Annotated in this window: 14 protein-coding genes; 2 read left to right on the top strand and 12 right to left on the bottom strand. The window is 60.1% G+C overall.

The features are described 5' to 3' along the window. Window positions 1–18: 18 nt before the first annotated feature. The gene (plsY, locus tag AYR47_RS04120; RefSeq protein ID WP_016977867.1) at window positions 19–588 is read right to left on the bottom strand and encodes a glycerol-3-phosphate 1-O-acyltransferase PlsY; all 570 of its coding nucleotides are present in this window, start codon (window positions 586–588) and stop codon (window positions 19–21) included. Between the two features lie 74 nt (window positions 589–662). Between plsY and folB the strand changes: the two genes are divergently transcribed. Further along, window positions 663–1,016 carry a dihydroneopterin aldolase gene (gene folB / locus AYR47_RS04115; RefSeq protein WP_015886183.1) on the top strand — a complete coding sequence of 118 codons (354 nt, stop codon included), beginning with the start codon at window positions 663–665 and terminating at the stop codon, window positions 1,014–1,016. After that, entirely contained in the window at window positions 1,007–1,525 is a 519-nt protein-coding gene (gene folK, locus AYR47_RS04110) for a 2-amino-4-hydroxy-6-hydroxymethyldihydropteridine diphosphokinase (RefSeq protein WP_033898109.1), read from the top strand. The genes folB and folK overlap by 10 nt, the downstream gene beginning before the upstream one ends. On the opposite strand, the gene AYR47_RS04105 is transcribed toward folK, so the two are convergent. The 11 genes from AYR47_RS04105 to AYR47_RS04055 all read right to left on the bottom strand — a co-directional run bounded on the left by AYR47_RS04105 (window position 1,520) and on the right by AYR47_RS04055 (window position 15,553). Then, window positions 1,520–2,749, bottom strand: a complete 1,230-nt coding sequence (locus AYR47_RS04105; RefSeq protein ID WP_033898110.1) for a multifunctional CCA addition/repair protein — start codon at window positions 2,747–2,749, stop codon at window positions 1,520–1,522. The two genes, folK and AYR47_RS04105, sit on opposite strands and share 6 nt — an antisense overlap. A 63-nt stretch (window positions 2,750–2,812) precedes the next feature. Next, window positions 2,813–4,378, bottom strand: a complete 1,566-nt coding sequence (locus tag AYR47_RS04100) for a SpoVR family protein (RefSeq protein WP_033898111.1) — start codon at window positions 4,376–4,378, stop codon at window positions 2,813–2,815. Further along, window positions 4,375–5,646 carry a YeaH/YhbH family protein gene (locus AYR47_RS04095; RefSeq protein ID WP_017138057.1) on the bottom strand — a complete coding sequence of 424 codons (1,272 nt, stop codon included), beginning with the start codon at window positions 5,644–5,646 and terminating at the stop codon, window positions 4,375–4,377. Before AYR47_RS04095 ends, AYR47_RS04100 begins: the two co-directional genes overlap by 4 nt. A gap of 113 nt (window positions 5,647–5,759) precedes the next feature. Further along, entirely contained in the window at window positions 5,760–7,682 is a 1,923-nt protein-coding gene (locus AYR47_RS04090) for a PrkA family serine protein kinase (RefSeq protein ID WP_016977873.1), read from the bottom strand. 285 nt (window positions 7,683–7,967) lie between these two features. Beyond that, entirely contained in the window at window positions 7,968–8,297 is a 330-nt protein-coding gene (gene glpE / locus AYR47_RS04085; RefSeq protein WP_033898114.1) for a thiosulfate sulfurtransferase GlpE, read from the bottom strand. Window positions 8,298–8,306: 9 nt separating this feature from the next. Further along, window positions 8,307–9,158 (bottom strand): symmetrical bis(5'-nucleosyl)-tetraphosphatase, encoded by an 852-nt coding sequence (locus AYR47_RS04080; RefSeq protein WP_061434362.1) that lies wholly within the window; start codon window positions 9,156–9,158, stop codon window positions 8,307–8,309. Further along, the gene (gene apaG / locus AYR47_RS04075; RefSeq protein WP_061434361.1) at window positions 9,158–9,538 is read right to left on the bottom strand and encodes a Co2+/Mg2+ efflux protein ApaG; all 381 of its coding nucleotides are present in this window, start codon (window positions 9,536–9,538) and stop codon (window positions 9,158–9,160) included. Before apaG ends, AYR47_RS04080 begins: the two co-directional genes overlap by 1 nt. 97 nt (window positions 9,539–9,635) lie before the next feature. Continuing rightward, window positions 9,636–10,448, bottom strand: a complete 813-nt coding sequence (gene rsmA / locus AYR47_RS04070) for a 16S rRNA (adenine(1518)-N(6)/adenine(1519)-N(6))-dimethyltransferase RsmA (protein ID WP_033898116.1) — start codon at window positions 10,446–10,448, stop codon at window positions 9,636–9,638. Further along, entirely contained in the window at window positions 10,445–11,434 is a 990-nt protein-coding gene (pdxA, locus tag AYR47_RS04065) for a 4-hydroxythreonine-4-phosphate dehydrogenase PdxA (RefSeq protein ID WP_061434359.1), read from the bottom strand. The genes rsmA and pdxA overlap by 4 nt, the downstream gene beginning before the upstream one ends. After that, window positions 11,431–12,768: a peptidylprolyl isomerase gene (locus AYR47_RS04060; RefSeq protein ID WP_016977878.1), complete on the bottom strand. Its 1,338-nt coding sequence runs from the start codon at window positions 12,766–12,768 to the stop codon at window positions 11,431–11,433. The genes pdxA and AYR47_RS04060 overlap by 4 nt, the downstream gene beginning before the upstream one ends. Next, a complete protein-coding gene (locus AYR47_RS04055; protein ID WP_033898119.1) occupies window positions 12,743–15,553 on the bottom strand; it encodes an LPS-assembly protein LptD in 2,811 nt (936 codons plus the stop codon). The genes AYR47_RS04060 and AYR47_RS04055 overlap by 26 nt, the downstream gene beginning before the upstream one ends. Between the last annotated feature and the right edge of the window lie 5 nt (window positions 15,554–15,558).

The raw sequence follows: 15,558 nt of genomic DNA, 5'->3' as shown, positions 1-15,558 counted from the left end.
CGGGCGCATCGACTGTATTTAAAAATGCCGTTCGCGCCCGGCAAACAGGTCGCGTAAATTGCCCCGGTGGCGCCAGACGATCAGCAGCGTCAGCACGCTCATCGGCAGCAGTGCCGCCGGTTCTTGCCAGGCCAGTAGTGGCAGGGTGAGCGGGGTGGCGATCAGCGCGGCGAGCGAGCTGGTGCGGGTCAGGTAGAAGGTGAGCAGCCAGGCGAGTACGGCCAGCAAGGCCGCTGGCGGGTAGATCCCCAGCAACATGCCAGCTGCCGTGGCGACGCCTTTGCCACCGCGAAAGCGGAAGTACAAGGGAAACAGATGGCCGAGGACCGCGCATACGCCGATCCAGGCCTGCTGTTGCAGGGTCAGGCCGGCGAGGCTGGCGATCAGTACGGGCAACAAGCCCTTGCACAGGTCGCCGAGCAGCGTCAGTACGGCGAGTTTCTTGCCAGCTAGGCGCAACATATTGGTGGCGCCGGCATTGCCTGAGCCACTCATTCGCGGGTCGGGATTTCCCGTCAGGCGGCTGAGCAAAATAGCGAAGGACAGCGAGCCGAGCAGGTAGGCGAAAATCGCCAGTAACCAAAACATGCTAACTATTCCGGGCGAGGACGCCCTGATTCTAACGGGGCATCGCGCCCTTGTCGTGCTGCGGAGAAGAGTGCTTGGACAGAGTGTTTATCGAAGGCCTGGAAGTCGACACCGTCATCGGGGCCTACGACTGGGAGCGCGGAATCCGCCAATGCCTGCGCCTGGACCTGAGCTTCGCCTGGGATAACCGCCCGGCCGCGGCCGGTGATGACCTGACGTTGGCGCTGGATTACGCCAGTGTGTCCGCGCGTATCCAGGCCTTTGCCGAGCAATCCCAGTACCAGCTGGTGGAAACCTTTGCCGAACGCCTGGCCGAAGTATTGATGAGTGAATTCCAGATTCCCTGGTTGCACCTCAAGCTGACCAAGCCAGGCGCCGTGCCGGCTGCCAAGGGTGTGGGCGTGGAGATCGAGCGCGGATGTCGCTAACTCAGGTTTACCTCGGCCTAGGCAGCAATATCGAGCGCGAGTCTCATCTGCGCGCTGGCCTGGATGCGCTGGCGAGTTTCTTGACCGATCTGCGCTGTTCGGCGGTGTTCGAAAGCCAGCCGGTGGGCATCAAGAGCGGTCCGTTCTTCAATCTGGTGGTGTCGGCCCACACCGACCTGCCGTTGATGGAGCTGGACCGCCGGTTGAAATTCATCGAGGCCGACAATGGTCGCTATGCGCCGGATCGCAAGGGCTTGCCGCTGGATATCGATGTGCTGTTGTATGGCGATCTGGTGGGCAATTTCGATGGTTTGATCCTGCCGCGTGCGGAAATTCTCAAGAACGCCTTTGTGCTTTGGCCGCTGTCTCTGATGGCGCCGGAGCGTGTGCACCCGGAGGTGGGCAAGACCCTGGCCGAGCTATGGCGCGATGCACAAATTGACCAGGTGCTGGCGCCTGTCGGGTTTGAATGGAAGGGCCAGCAGCTGACACCAGGCACACTCCTATAGGGTGTGCTGTTCCTTGTAGGCTTTCAGGGCCCTGAGCCGTTCGCGCTTAAGTGCCTCGCCCAGCTCCGGGCCTTTGAAGCCTTTCTCCAGCAGCGGCGCAACGGCAACCTCGCGAGCTGCCTTCGCCGCCCCGCGTAAATAATCCGCTTGTGGATAACTTCTCTGCTCCAGGCCCTTGCGGCCTCGGGCGTCCATCTCGCAAGCGACGATGAATTCCTCAAAGCGCTGTGGCCGACGGTAAACGTCGAAACTTTGCAGCAACTCCAGCAAGGTCGAGGCTTTCAGCTCCTGCGCGCGATGGCCATGGGTGTGGTACTGGCCCACCAATAACGCCAATTCCTGGCAATCCCTTGGCACCTTGAAGCGCTCATTGACTGCCTTGATCAGCTTCAAGCCCCGATGTTCATGGGCGATGTGCTGCGGCAACTTATCCACAGGCGTCGTGCCTTTGCCCAAGTCGTGCAGCAAGCAGGCCCAGCGTACGGTCAGGGGCTGTTGGTGCAAGGCCGCCTGTTCCAGGACGCTCAAGGTGTGAATGCCGGTGTCGATTTCCGGGTGATGGGCCTCGGGTTGTGGGACGCCGAACAGCGCGTTCACTTCTGGCATCAAGGTTTTCAGCGCATCGCAGTCGCGCAGTACCTGGATGAACACGTGGGGTTGGTCTTCCATCAGCGCGCGGGAGATTTCTTTCCAGCTGCGCTCAGGCGTCAGCGCCTCGAGTTCGCCGGATTCGCTGAGCTGGCGCATCAGTTCAAGTGTTTCTGGTGCGACGGTAAAACCCAGTGATGCGTAACGTGCGGCGAAGCGTGCAACGCGCAACACACGCAGCGGATCTTCGGCGAACGCCGGAGAAACATGGCGAAGCGTGCGAGCTTCAAGATCGCGCTGACCGTGATAAGGATCGGTCAAGTTGCCGTCATCGTCTTCCGCCATGGCGTTGATCGTCAGGTCACGGCGGATCAGGTCTTCTTCCAGCGTCACCTCGGGGCTGGCGTGAAACACAAAGCCGCCATACCCCCGGCCGCTTTTGCGTTCAGTGCGGGCGAGGGCGTACTCGTCACCGTTTTTTGGGTCGAGGAACACCGGAAAGTCAGAACCCACCGGCTTGTAGCCCTTGGCGAGCATCTCTTCGGCCGTCGTGCCCACCACGACTCGGTCGATATCGGTAACCGGGATACCCAAGAGGCGATCCCGCACCGCACCGCCGACTTTGTAGATTTTCATGAAAAAGCCTCCATTAGGGGCACAGGATACCGCCTGTGCCTGGCCAATGGAGGCTTTGCTGTTTCAGAGATGAACGACGGCCAGGTCCAGCCGGCCGTAGTCGTTGTCGTTGTGATCGGTGCGCGGAGGCACGTGATGGGTTTTCATCACCTGGTCGCCCTGCAGGGTTTCCAGGTGAATATCGAAGCCCCACAACCGGTGCAGGTGCTTGAGTACTTCCTCGGTGGATTCGCCCAGGGGTTTGCGGTCGTGCTGTTGGTGACGCAAGGTCAGCGAGCGGTCGCCGCGCACATCGATGCTGTAGATCTGCACGTTGGGCTCGCGGTTACCCAGGTTGTACTGGGCCGCCAGGGTTTCGCGGATGGTGCGGTAGCCGGGTTCGTCGTGGATGGCCGGCACCACCAAGTCATCCTTGAGGTCGTCATCCAGGATGCTGAACAGTTTCAGGTCCCTAATGACCTGCGGTGACAGGTACTGCAGGATAAAACTCTCATCCTTGAAGCTGCTCATGGCGAACTTGATGGTGGACAACCAATCACTGCCGGCGATTTCCGGGAACCAGCGGCGGTCTTCCTCGGTGGGGTGTTCACACATGCGCCGGATATCGCGGTACATGGCAAAGCCCAGGGCATAGGGGTTGATGCCGTTGTAGTAAGGGCTGTCGAAGCCGGGCTGGAATACCACGCTGGTGTGGGAGGTGAGGAACTCCATCATGAAGCCGTCGGTGACCAGACCTTCGTCGTACAGGTCGTTCATCAGCGTGTAGTGCCAGAACGTGGCCCAGCCTTCGTTCATCACCTGGGTCTGGCGCTGTGGATAAAAGTATTGGGCGATCTTGCGCACGATACGCACGATTTCCCGCTGCCAGGGTTCCAGCAGCGGTGCGTGTTTTTCCAGGAAATAGAGGATGTTCTCCTGCGGTTCGGCGGGGAAGCGCGCATTGTCTTTGTCGCTGTTCTTTCCGGCTTTTTTCGGAATGGTGCGCCACAGGTCGTTGATCTGTTTCTGCAGGTGCTCCTCGCGCTCCTTCTGGCGCAGGCGTTCTTCCTCGGCGGAGATCGGATACGGGCGTTTGTAGCGGTCGACGCCGTAGTTCATCAGCGCATGGCAGGAATCGAGCAGATCCTCTACCGCATCGATGCCGTGGCGCTCCTCGCATTGCATGATGTACTGCTTGGCGAACACCAGGTAATCGATGATCGAACTGGCGTCGGTCCAGGTGCGGAACAGGTAGTTACCCTTGAAGAAGCTGTTATGCCCATAGCAGGCATGCGCCACCACCAATGCCTGCATGCAGATGGTGTTCTCTTCCATCAGGTAGGCGATGCACGGGTCGGAGTTGATCACGATCTCGTAGGCCAGGCCCATCTGACCGCGGGTGTAGGACTTCTCGGTGCTGAGGAAGTGTTTGCCGTAGGACCAATGGTGATAACCCAGTGGCATGCCTACCGAAGCGTAGGCATCCATCATCTGTTCGGCGGTGATCACTTCGATCTGGTTGGGGTAGGTGTCCAGGGCGTAACCCGCCGCAATGCGGCTGATTTCCCGGTCATAGGCCTGGATCAGTTCAAAGGTCCACTCGGAACCCGTGGAGATCGGTTGGCGTCTTTGCTCTTTTTTGGCGGTCATGTCACTAACCTGCGCTGGAAGAGTTCACGGAAGACCGGATAGATATCGCCGGCCGAGACCAGTTGCTGCTGGGCGAACGTGTCGGCAAAGGCTTCGCCGATGCGCTCGTATTCGAACCAAAGGGCCTGGTGCTCACGGGGGGTGATTTCAACGTAAGTGTAGTACTGCACGAACGGCATGATCTGGTTGATCAGGATGTCGCGGCAGATCGGCGAGTCGTCGTTCCAGTTGTCGCCGTCCGAGGCCTGGGCGGCGTAGATATTCCATTCGTTGGCCGGATAGCGCTCGGCCATGATCTCCTGCATCAGCTTCAGTGCGCTGGACACTATGGTGCCGCCGGTTTCCCGGGAGTAGAAGAACTCTTCTTCGTCAACTTCGCGTGCGCTGGTGTGATGGCGGATGAACACCACGTCGATCTTGTCGTAGTTCCGCTTGAGAAACAGGTACAGCAGGATGAAGAAGCGTTTGGCGATGTCCTTGGTGGCCTGGGTCATGGAGCCGGAGACGTCCATCAGGCAGAACATCACTGCCTTGGAGCTGGGGTTGGGTTGTTTGACCAGCAAGTTGTACTTCAAGTCAAAGGTGTCGAGAAACGGCACGCGGTGAATGCGCGCGCTGAGTTTCTCGATTTCCGCCTCGATTTGCTGGATATCGCCGAAGTTGTCCGGTTCTTCACGCTTCAGGCGCGCCAACTCTTCCTTGGCTTCCTTCAGCTTGGCGCGGCTGCTGCCCGATAGGGCGATACGCCGGGCATGGGCCGAGCGCAGGGTGCGGATGATGTTGATACGGGACGGGTTGCCCTCGTTGCTGATCCCTGCGCGCACCGTCTTGAAGGTGTCGGTGCCGGTCAGGTTGCGTTTGACCAGGTTGGGCAGTTCCAGGTCTTCGAACATGAACTCGAGGAATTCTTCCTGGGTGATCTGGAACACGAACTCATCCATGCCTTCGCCGGAATTGCCCGCCTTGCCCGGCCCTTTACCGCCGCCACCGCCTTGGGGGCGCTGGATATGTTCGCCGGTGGTGAATTCTTTATTGCCTGGATGAACGACGGTCTGTTTGCCGCCCCGGCCGTGGTGCAGCACCGGTTCGTCAATGTCCCGCCCCGGAATGCTGATTTGTTCGCCATGCTCCATGTCCGTGATGGAGCGGCGGCTGACGGCCTCTTCGACGGCCTTTTTGATGTGGTCACGGTAACGCCGCAGGAAACGCTGGCGGTTTACCGTGCTCTTGTTCTTGCCATTGAGGCGTCGGTCGATCACATAGCTCATGGGGAGCCCTCCGGGCAGCTTCACGTTACAAGCTTCAAGCCGCGAGCTGGAAGCTTAGAGACAAGCGGTCAGCTGCCAGGCCAGAGGCCTGGCAGTTCACGCCTGTCGCTGCCTTACTGCGATTTGCGAACCCGCAGATACCACTCGGAGAGCAGCCGTACCTGTTTGTCGGTGTAGCCGCGCTCGACCATGCGTGTGACAAAGTCGTTGTGTTTTTGCTGATCCTCCTTGCTGGCCTTGGCGTTGAAGCTGATGACCGGCAGCAGATCCTCGGTGTTGGAGAACATTTTCTTCTCGATGACCACCCGCAGTTTCTCGTAGCTGAGCCAGGTCGGGTTTTTGCCATTGTTGTTGGCACGGGCGCGCAGCACGAAGTTGACGATTTCGTTGCGGAAATCCTTCGGATTGCTGATACCGGCCGGTTTCTCGATTTTTTCGAGTTCCTCGTTGAGGGCCACGCGGTTGAGAATCTCGCCGGTTTCCGGGTCGCGGTATTCCTGGTCCTGGATCCAGAAGTCGGCGTACAGCACGTAGCGGTCGAAAATGTTCTGGCCGTATTCGCTGTAGGACTCCAAGTACGCCGTCTGGATTTCCTTGCCGATGAACTCGATGTAGCGCGGTGCCAGGTATTCCTTGAGGAAACGCAGGTAGCGTTCGCGGGTCTCGGCCTGGAATTGTTCCTGTTCGATCTGCTGTTCCAGCACGTAGAGCAGGTGCACCGGGTTGGCGGCAATTTCGTGAGGGTCGAAGTTGAAGACCTTGGACAGGATCTTGAACGCGAAGCGCGTCGACAGGCCGTTCATGCCCTCATCCACACCGGCGGTGTCGCGATATTCCTGGATCGACTTGGCCTTGGGGTCGGTGTCCTTGAGGTTTTCGCCGTCGTACACGCGCATCTTCGAATAGATGTTCGAGTTCTCCGGCTCCTTGAGGCGCGACAACACGGTGAACTGGGCGAGCATCTTCAGGGTGTCGGGTGCGCAATGGGCCTTGGCCAGGGAGCTGTTGAACAGCAGCTTGTCGTAGATCTTGATTTCATCGCTGACCCGCAGGCAGTACGGCACCTTGACGATATAGATCCGGTCGATGAAGGCTTCGTTGTTCTTGTTGTTGCGGAAGGTGTGCCACTCCGACTCGTTGGAGTGCGCCAGCAGGATCCCGGTGAACGGAATCGCCCCCAGGCCTTCGGTACTGTTGTAGTTACCTTCCTGGGTCGCGGTAAGCAGTGGGTGCAGCACCTTGATCGGTGCCTTGAACATCTCCACGAACTCCATCAGGCCCTGGTTGGCCCGGCACAGCGCGCCCGAATAGCTGTAGGCGTCGGCGTCGTTCTGTGGGAACTCTTCCAGTTTGCGGATATCGACCTTGCCCACCAGCGCCGAGATGTCCTGGTTGTTCTCGTCGCCAGGCTCGGTCTTGGCCACGCCGATCTGGTTGAGGATGGACGGGTAGAGTTTCACCACACGGAATTGGCTGATGTCACCGCCGAACTCGGCCAGGCGCTTGGTGGCCCAGGGCGACATGATGGTGTTGAGGTAGCGGCGTGGGATACCGAAGTCTTCTTCGAGGATCGCGCCATCTTCCGTGGCGTTGAACAGGCCCAGGGGCGATTCGAAGACCGGTGAGCCCTTGATGGCGTAGAAGGGCACCTTCTCGATCAGTTGTTTGAGCTTTTCGGCCAGGGACGATTTACCACCGCCGACGGGGCCAAGCAGGTAGAGGATCTGTTTCTTCTCTTCCAGGCCTTGAGCGGCATGGCGGAAGTAGGAGACGATCTGGTCGATGCATTCTTCCATCCCGTGGAAGTCTTCAAAGGCCGGATAGCGGCGGATCACCTTGTTGGAAAATATTCGCGACAGGCGCGAATTGTTCGAGGTGTCTATCAGCTCCGGCTCGCCAATTGCCAGCAGCAGGCGTTCGGCGGCAGACGCGTAGGTGCTGCGGTCCTGTTTGCACAGCTCGAGATACTCTTGCAGCGTGAGTTCTTCCTGCTGTGTGGACGCGAAGCGTTGTTGGAAGTGGCTGAATATACTCATGACGTCGTCACCTCGCTCGATACGTGGAGCCGACGCCGGATCAATCAGTCGATGCTGGCAGACATTGGCAGACGCCAATGGCCGTTTTCCCCCCAGAACACCCTGAAACGCTACCGATGACCCGCACGCCGGTGTACCGGCTCTCCCCTGATTCGGATGGCCTGCGCTTAAGGATAGTTCGGAATCGGAGAGGTCAAGGCGCGATGCGCAATTAGTTTGGCTGCGCCGTTCGTCAGAAACGGCGCGAGCCCAAGCGTCACGCGGGGTAGCGGGGTGTGAAAAAAATTATTGCGAATTGCCTGAAGAAATTTCCGCAGGATAAGTCGTACGCCACAGTTCAAAGCCGCCGTCCAGGCTATAGACGTCGGAGAAGCCCTGGCTGATCAGATAGGCTGCTGCGCTCTGGCTGGAATTGCCGTGGTAACAGGCCACGATCACCGGCGCGTCGAGGTCGGCGGCACGGATGAAATCGGCGATGTTGACGTTGTCCAGGTGCTGGGCGCCGGTGATGTGGGCGGCTGCGTAGGTCGGTTGATCACGGATATCGACCACCACCGCGCCTTGCTCGCGCAGGGCCTGGGCTTGTTCGGGAGGGATACGTTTGAATTCGCTCATGGCGGGCTCCTATGGCTTGGCAGTAGCCGGCAGTGTAACGGGAAGAGGGGGTTCGCACTGGCAGCTATAACGCTCGCCGGTGTCGATGTTCATCAGGGTCATGGCGCCGCCCCACACGCAACCGGTGTCGAGGGCGAATACGCCGGGCTCATTGCACTTGCCCTCAAGGGCCGCCCAATGGCCAAAAATGATCTGGGTGTCACGGGTCTTGCGCTCTTTGTGAGCGAACCACGGCTTGTAGCCCGGCAGCGCGGTGTCCGCGCCTTCCTTGCTCTTGAGGTCGAGCTTGCCCTCGGCGGTACAGAAGCGCATGCGCGTGAAGTAGTTGGTGATGACCCGCAGGCGCGTGACGCCGCTGAGGTCGTTGTCCCACTTCACGGGCTCATTGCCGTACATGCCATCGAGGTAGGCGGTATAGAGGTTGTCATCGGCCAGGGCACTTTCGACTTCGGCGGCGTACTTGAGGGCTTTCTTCAGTGTCCACTGGGGCGGGATGCCCGCATGGACCAAGGCCATGTTGCGGGCTTGGTCGTAATGCAGGATTTTTTGCCGGCGCAACCAGTCGAGCAGTTCGGCGCGATCCGGCGCTTCGAGAATTTCCCGCAGGGTGTCGCCCTTTTTCAGGCGCTCGATGTTATTGCCGGCAGCCAGCAGGTGCAGGTCGTGGTTGCCCAATACGCAGACCAAAGAGTCGCGCAGACTATATAAATAGCGCAGCGTTTCCAGGGATTGCGGGCCGCGATTGACCAGGTCACCCACCAGCCACAGGCGATCGTTGGCCGGGTCGAAGGCCACGCGTTCAAGCAGGCACTTGAGCGGCTCCAGGCAGCCTTGCAGGTCGCCGACCGCGTACGTCGCCATCAGTGCAGGGCTCCCGGCACGGCGAGGCGGAAGGGCGCGATGATGGCGTCGAACAGTTGGCCATCGGTGGCTTTCATTTGATACGAGCCTTGCATGGTGCCGACTTTGGAGGTCATTACCGTGCCGCTGCTGTAGGTATGGCTGGCGCCACTGTCGATCAACGGTTGCTGACCCACCACGCCAGCCCCGCGAACTTCTTCGACCTGACCGTCACCGTCGGTGATCACCCAGTGGCGCGACAGCAGCTTGGCCGGCACCAGCCCGTTGTTTTTCACCGTGATGGTGTAGGCAAAGGCGAAGCGGTTGTGTTCAGGTTGGGATTGGTCCGCCAGGAAGCGGGTGACGACGCTGACGTCGATCTGGTAGCGAGGATCGGACATGCAAGAGGCCTTAAAAGCGGAGGACAGCAGATGCGGGTCAGTCTAGGCCAAGAGGAGGGCACTAGGCCAGACATGTGTCTGGCCTTGCCCGGCGCTGTCAGTCTGCGGTTGGCGCAGGCTGGATAGCCAACTGGTCGGCCAGGCGCACGAAGGCAGCCAGGTCGAGTTGCTCAGGACGCAAGCTGCCATCGACGCCGGCGGCTTCGATCTCGGCGTTGCTCAGCAGGGCCTTGAGCGTGTTGCGCAGGGTCTTGCGGCGTTGGTTGAACGCCTCGCGCACCACTCGCTCCAGCAATTTATGGTCCTTGGCCGGATGGGGCAACACGGCGTGGGGCACCAGGCGCACGATGGCCGAGTCGACCTTCGGCGGCGGGTTGAACGCGCCAGGGCCCACGTTGAACAGGTGTTCGACGCGACAGTGGTACTGAACCATGATCGACAGACGGCCCCAATCACCACCACCAGGGCCAGCAGCCAGGCGTTCTACCACTTCCTTTTGCAGCATGAAGTGCATGTCGCGGATGATGCCTGCGTTGTTCAGCAGGTGGAATATCAGCGGCGTAGAGATGTTGTACGGCAGGTTACCCACCACACGCAGGCTGTTCGGCGCAGCGTTGAGGGTGTTGAAGTCGAACTTCAGCGCATCACCCTGATGCAGATTGAAGTTGGGCATGCCGGCGAACTGTTGGTTGAGGATCGGGATCAGGTCCTTGTCCAACTCCACCACGTCCAGTTGGCCGCCGCTGGCCAGCAGGCCTTGGGTCAGCGCGCCCTGGCCCGGGCCGATTTCCAGCAGGCGATCTTCAGGCTTGGCATGGATGGAGCGCAGGATGCGGTCGATCACGCCAGCGTCGTGCAGGAAGTTTTGCCCGAAGCGCTTGCGCGCCCGGTGTTGGTAATGCTCAGTCATATGCGGGTCTCGGCCATCTGATAGGCGGTTTCCAGGGCCACGTGCAGGCTGCCGGTATCGATCTTGCCGCTACCCGCCAGGTCCAGGGCGGTGCCATGGTCGACGGAGGTGCGGATGATCGGCAGGCCCAGTGTCACGTTGACTGCGGCGCCGAAGCCTTTGTATTTAAGCACCGGCAGCCCCTGGTCATGGTACATCGCCAGCACTGCATCGCAGTGCTCCAGATATTTGGGGGTAAACAGAGTGTCCGCAGGCAACGGGCCGCGCAGGTCCATGCCTTCTTGGCGCAGACGCTCCAGGGTGGGTTCGATGATGTCGATTTCTTCATGGCCCAAGTGGCCGCCTTCGCCGGCGTGGGGGTTGAGCCCACAGACCAGGATGCGCGGTTGGGCGATGCCGAATTTCTGTTGCAGGTCGCCGTGCAGGATGCGCGTGACGCGTTCCACCCGCTCCGCGGTAATGGCATCGGCAATCTCGCGCAGCGGCAGGTGCGTGGTCACCAAGGCGACCCGTAGGCCGCGTGTGGCCAGCATCATCACGACTTGTTCGGTGTGGGTCAGCTCGGCGAGGAATTCGGTGTGGCCGGAAAAGGCGATACCGGATTCGTTGATCACGCCCTTATGCACCGGCGCAGTGATCATGCCGGCGAAGTCGCCATCGATGCAGCCTTGCCCGGCGCGAGTCAGGGTTTCCAGCACGAACGCTGCGTTGGCTTTGTTCAGTTGCCCGGCGACCACCTTGGCCTGTAGCGGGGTGTCCCACACATACAGGCTGCCAGCTGGGGCGGGCAGGTCGGGCCAGTTGCCAGGCGCTGTGTCCAGCAGTGTGACAGCCACACCCAGCTGCGCGGCCCGCTCAAGGAGCAGGTCGCGGCTGGTAATGGCAATCAGGGGGTGTGGCTGGGGTTGCGAGGCGAGCAGCAGGCACAGGTCAGGACCAATGCCGGCCGGCTCGCCGGGTGTCACCGCGAAACGCTGGGGTTTCACTGCGCTGCCTGGTCGGTGCCTGTCTGGGCGCCTGGCAGCTTGTTCTCAACATAGGCTTCGTCGCGGATCTGACGCAGCCAGGTTTGCAGCTCTTCGTCGTATTTGCGGTTACGCAATACGTTCAGCGCTTGTTGCTCGCGGGCTTGGTTGGTGTTGTCGGTGGCGCGACGGCCAAGGACTTCCAGCACATGCCAGCCATATTGGGTCTTGAACGGCTTGGACAGCACGCCTTGCGGGGTGTCGGCCATCACCTGCTGGAACTCCGGCACCAGGGCTTTCGGATCGATCCAGTTCAGATCGCCGCCGTTGAGGGCAGAACCCGGGTCTTCCGAGAAGCTCTTGGCCAGGGTGGCGAAGTCTTCACCGCTCTGGATGCGGTCATAGATCTTCTGGGCCAGTTCCTTGGTTTGGGCTTCGGTGCGGATTTCGCTTGGTTTGACCAGGATGTGGCGAACGTGCACCTCATCCTTGAGCGATGTTTCGCCGCCGCGTTTTTCCAGGAGCTTCAGGATAATGAAACCGCCCGGTGTACGCGCAGGTTGGGTGATGCCACCCACTTCCATTGCACTCAGCTCGCGGTCGAACGGAGGAGGCAATTGAGCCGCTTTACGCCAGCCCATGTCGCCGCCTTCCAGTGCGTTGTCGCTGCCAGACTGGGCGATCGCCATTTGGGCGAAATCGGCACCGGCCTTCAAGCGATCATAGATAGCCTGGGTTTTGGCGGCCGCTGCATTGAGCTGCTCGGAGTTGGCGCTGTCCGGTGTCGGGATCAGGATGTTGGCCAGGTGCAGTTCTTCGGAAAGCTGCATCTTGCCCAGGTCCGACGCCAGGAAGTTCTTCACTTCCTGCTCGGACACCTGAACCCGCTCGGCCACACGGCGCTGACGCACACGGCTGATGATCATTTCGCGGCGGATCTGGTCACGGGCGTCCTCATAGGACAAACCGTCGTGGGCCAGGGCAGCACGGAACTGGTCAATGCTCATGTTGTTGCGCTGGGCAATGGTGCCCACGGCCTGGTTCAGTTCTTCGTCTGAAATACGGATGCCGGAACGGTCACCGATCTGCAGTTGCAGGTTCTCGACGATCAGGCGCTCCAGTACCTGCTGGTCCAGGACGCTGGTCGGTGGCACGCCACCGCCACGTTTGGCGATGGTTTGCTGGACTTCCTTGACGCGCTGGTCCAGTTGGCTCTGCATGATCACGTCGTTATCGACGATGGCCACTACCTTATCCAGTTCTTGAACCGCAGCGTGTGCCGATGCGGTGCCCAGGAACAGTGCGCCCAGCACTAGCGGGCGCAGACAATCAGAAAGCTTGGTTTTCACGTTCACGATAACCTTCAATGCCTTTGTCGAGGAAGCTCTCTACCTTGGCGCCGGTCAGGCCGCCGAGTCCTTTGAGGACGATCTGGAAGAAGAGCCCGTGGTCACCCTTTTCGTTAAGCGGGGCGATCTGGCTGTATTCGTCGTTGGAAACCCAGTAACGGTTGATGACGCGCAGTTTCCAGCAGCAGTTGTCGTACTCGAAACCACCGAAGGCTTCCAGGGTACGGTTGCGGGCGTAGTCATACTGCCAGCGGGTGATCAGGTTCCACTGGGGAATGATCGGCCACATCATCGAGAAGTCGTGTTGTTGGATTTTGTAGTAATCCTTCACGAAGTTCGGATCGCCTGGCTGGCCGTAGTCACCACCGAACTGCCATTTGCCGGTCAACTGGTTGTAGACGACCTGGTCGTTACGATAGCGATAACCGACGTTGATGATCTTGTTCGGGTTGTCTTCCGGCTGGTAGTGGAGCATTGCGCTGCCGGAACGGGGACTGTGTTCCTCGGTGTCCCAGTTGTAATCCGCAGTGGCGCGCCAGTCGCGGTTGAAGCGGAACTCATAGTCCAGTGCAACGGGCGAGACATCGGACCGTGCGTCGGCACGGTCTGCCGCCAGGATGCCCGGCAGTTGAACTTCACGATCCTTGAAGTACAGCGCCTGGCCCACGGATACGCGCTGACGCTCGAAGCCGTTTTCTTCGATCCAGCGGCTGGTCAAGCCCAGGGACAGCTTGTTCTCGTCGCCGATACGGTCAGAGCCGCTGAAGCGGTTGTCGCGGAACAGCGACGCGTAGCTGAACGAGTACTCGCTGGTGTCGAACACCGGGATATCAGCCTGGTCCTTGTTCGGCACGTACAGGTAGAACGCACGCGGTTCAAGGGTCTGGCGATAATCCTTACCGAACCAGTTGGTATTTCGGTCGAAGTACAGGCCGCTGTCGACGCTTGCCACCGGAACCGCACGATCCTGGGAGCTCTTGAACGTGCCGCCTGCGTACGGGTTGGCCGGGGTAGCAGCGGCTTGTTCAGCAATGATCTGGTTCTTGCCGATGTTGTCCAGGTCCAGGTCGTACTTGGTGTACACGTACTTGAGCTTCGGTGTGACAAAGCCGTAGGTCCAGTTCATCGGGTACTCGACGGCTGGCGCTACGTTCAGGCGGGTACCGTTTGCGCGAGTCAGGCCAGTGACGTAGGTGTCCAGGCGACGGGTTGCCACGCCGTCCTGATCTTTGAAGAAGCCGTTTTCCAGGTCGCGATCAAAGCGCACGGCTTCGGTCTCGTAGCTGAAGTTCAGGCCACCCGGATGGTACGGCAGCGTACCGTTGAAGGTGATCTGCGGCAGACGGTCATACGGCGTGACCTGGGAAATTGTCGCCAACTGGTAAGCCTGCAGGTTCAAGCGAGCCTGGAAGCTGTCGCCGCGATAAGTCACGGAACCCTGCTGGTTAACGTAGTCGCGGCTCTCGACACCTTCCTGGTAGGACTTGAGGTCCTGGAAGTAGTAAGGATCGCTGATCGTGGTGTAGTCGACCTGGGTCAGGACGCGCGAATCCAACCCGCCCTTGTGCTGCCAATTGAGCATGTAGCGGGTTTTTTCGTAGTCGGTCTGGCGCTTGCGCTCGTCGTTGTCGTCGTTCAGGTACGCGCCGCCGAACTGGCCTTCGCTGGACTTGGTGAGGTAGCGGAATTCGCCTTCCATCATCATGCCGCGCTTGGTCATGTATTGCGGGTACAACGTGGCGTCGTAGTTGGGCGCCAGGTTGAAGTAGTACGGCGTCACCAGGGTGAAGCCGGTTTCGCTGCCGGTGCTGAAGCTCGGCGGCAGGAAGCCGGATTGACGACGGTCGTCGATCGGGAAATAGATGTAAGGGGTGTACAGGATCGGGATGTTCTTGATCCGCAACGTCGCGTTGGTGGCGGTACCGAAACCGGTGGCCGGGTTCAACGTGATGTTGTTGCCCCTGAGCTGCCAGGCGTTGCTGTCTGGCTCGCAGGTGGTGTACGTACCGTCCTTGAGACGGATGATCGCGTTTTCAGCACGCTTGGCGTACAGCGCGTTACCGCGGATGCGCGATTTGTGCAGCACGTATTCGGCGTTGTCGATCTGGGCCGCGCCGGTATCGAGTTGCACTTCGGCATGGTCGCCGACGATCAGTGCACCGTTGTCGCGCAGACGGACCTTGCCGTTCAGCTCGCCACGGTTCTCGGCCTGGTACAGGCTGGCTTCTTCAGATTCCAACTGCATGCTGCCCTGGCGCATGACGACGTCACCGGCCAGGGTGGCGACTTGTTGTTCCTGCTCGTAACGCGAAGCCTTGGCGCCGATGAAGGTGGGCGCATCGCTCTTGTTCGTCTTGTCGTTCATGCCAGGACGAATCGGCTCGATGTACGCACCGCCGCAGTACGGGCCGGTTTCGGCCAGCTGCGCTGCGGTCAGCTTCTCGCGTGGGACCCAGTCCAGGTGGCTGTAGTCGGCGCTGCGCGAGCGCAGGCCACGGCCCTTGGATTCGGTGACCAGTGCGGTCTTGGGCTCGGCCTCGGCTTTGCCGCCAGCATCGGCCTGCGCCGTGCTGTTGGCGGAGCTGATGGCAGCGCCATCATGCACCGGGCGTGGTGGTAGCGGGGCTGCGGCGGTTTTCGGCGCGCAATCCCAGGCACCCGAAGCAGAGACTGAGCAGTCATACTGTTCCGCGGCGACCACGAATGAGGTGGCGAAGGGTTGCAAGGCCAGCAGACTGCCGGTTACCAGCAACGGAAATTTTCTACGAAACGCGGGGGATTTCAATGCCATCTTAT

The sequence above is a fragment of the Pseudomonas azotoformans genome, assembly GCF_001579805.1.
Taxonomy (GTDB): Bacteria; Pseudomonadota; Gammaproteobacteria; order Pseudomonadales; family Pseudomonadaceae; genus Aquipseudomonas; species Aquipseudomonas azotoformans_A.
This window is presented reverse-complemented; position numbering and strand designations above follow the sequence as displayed.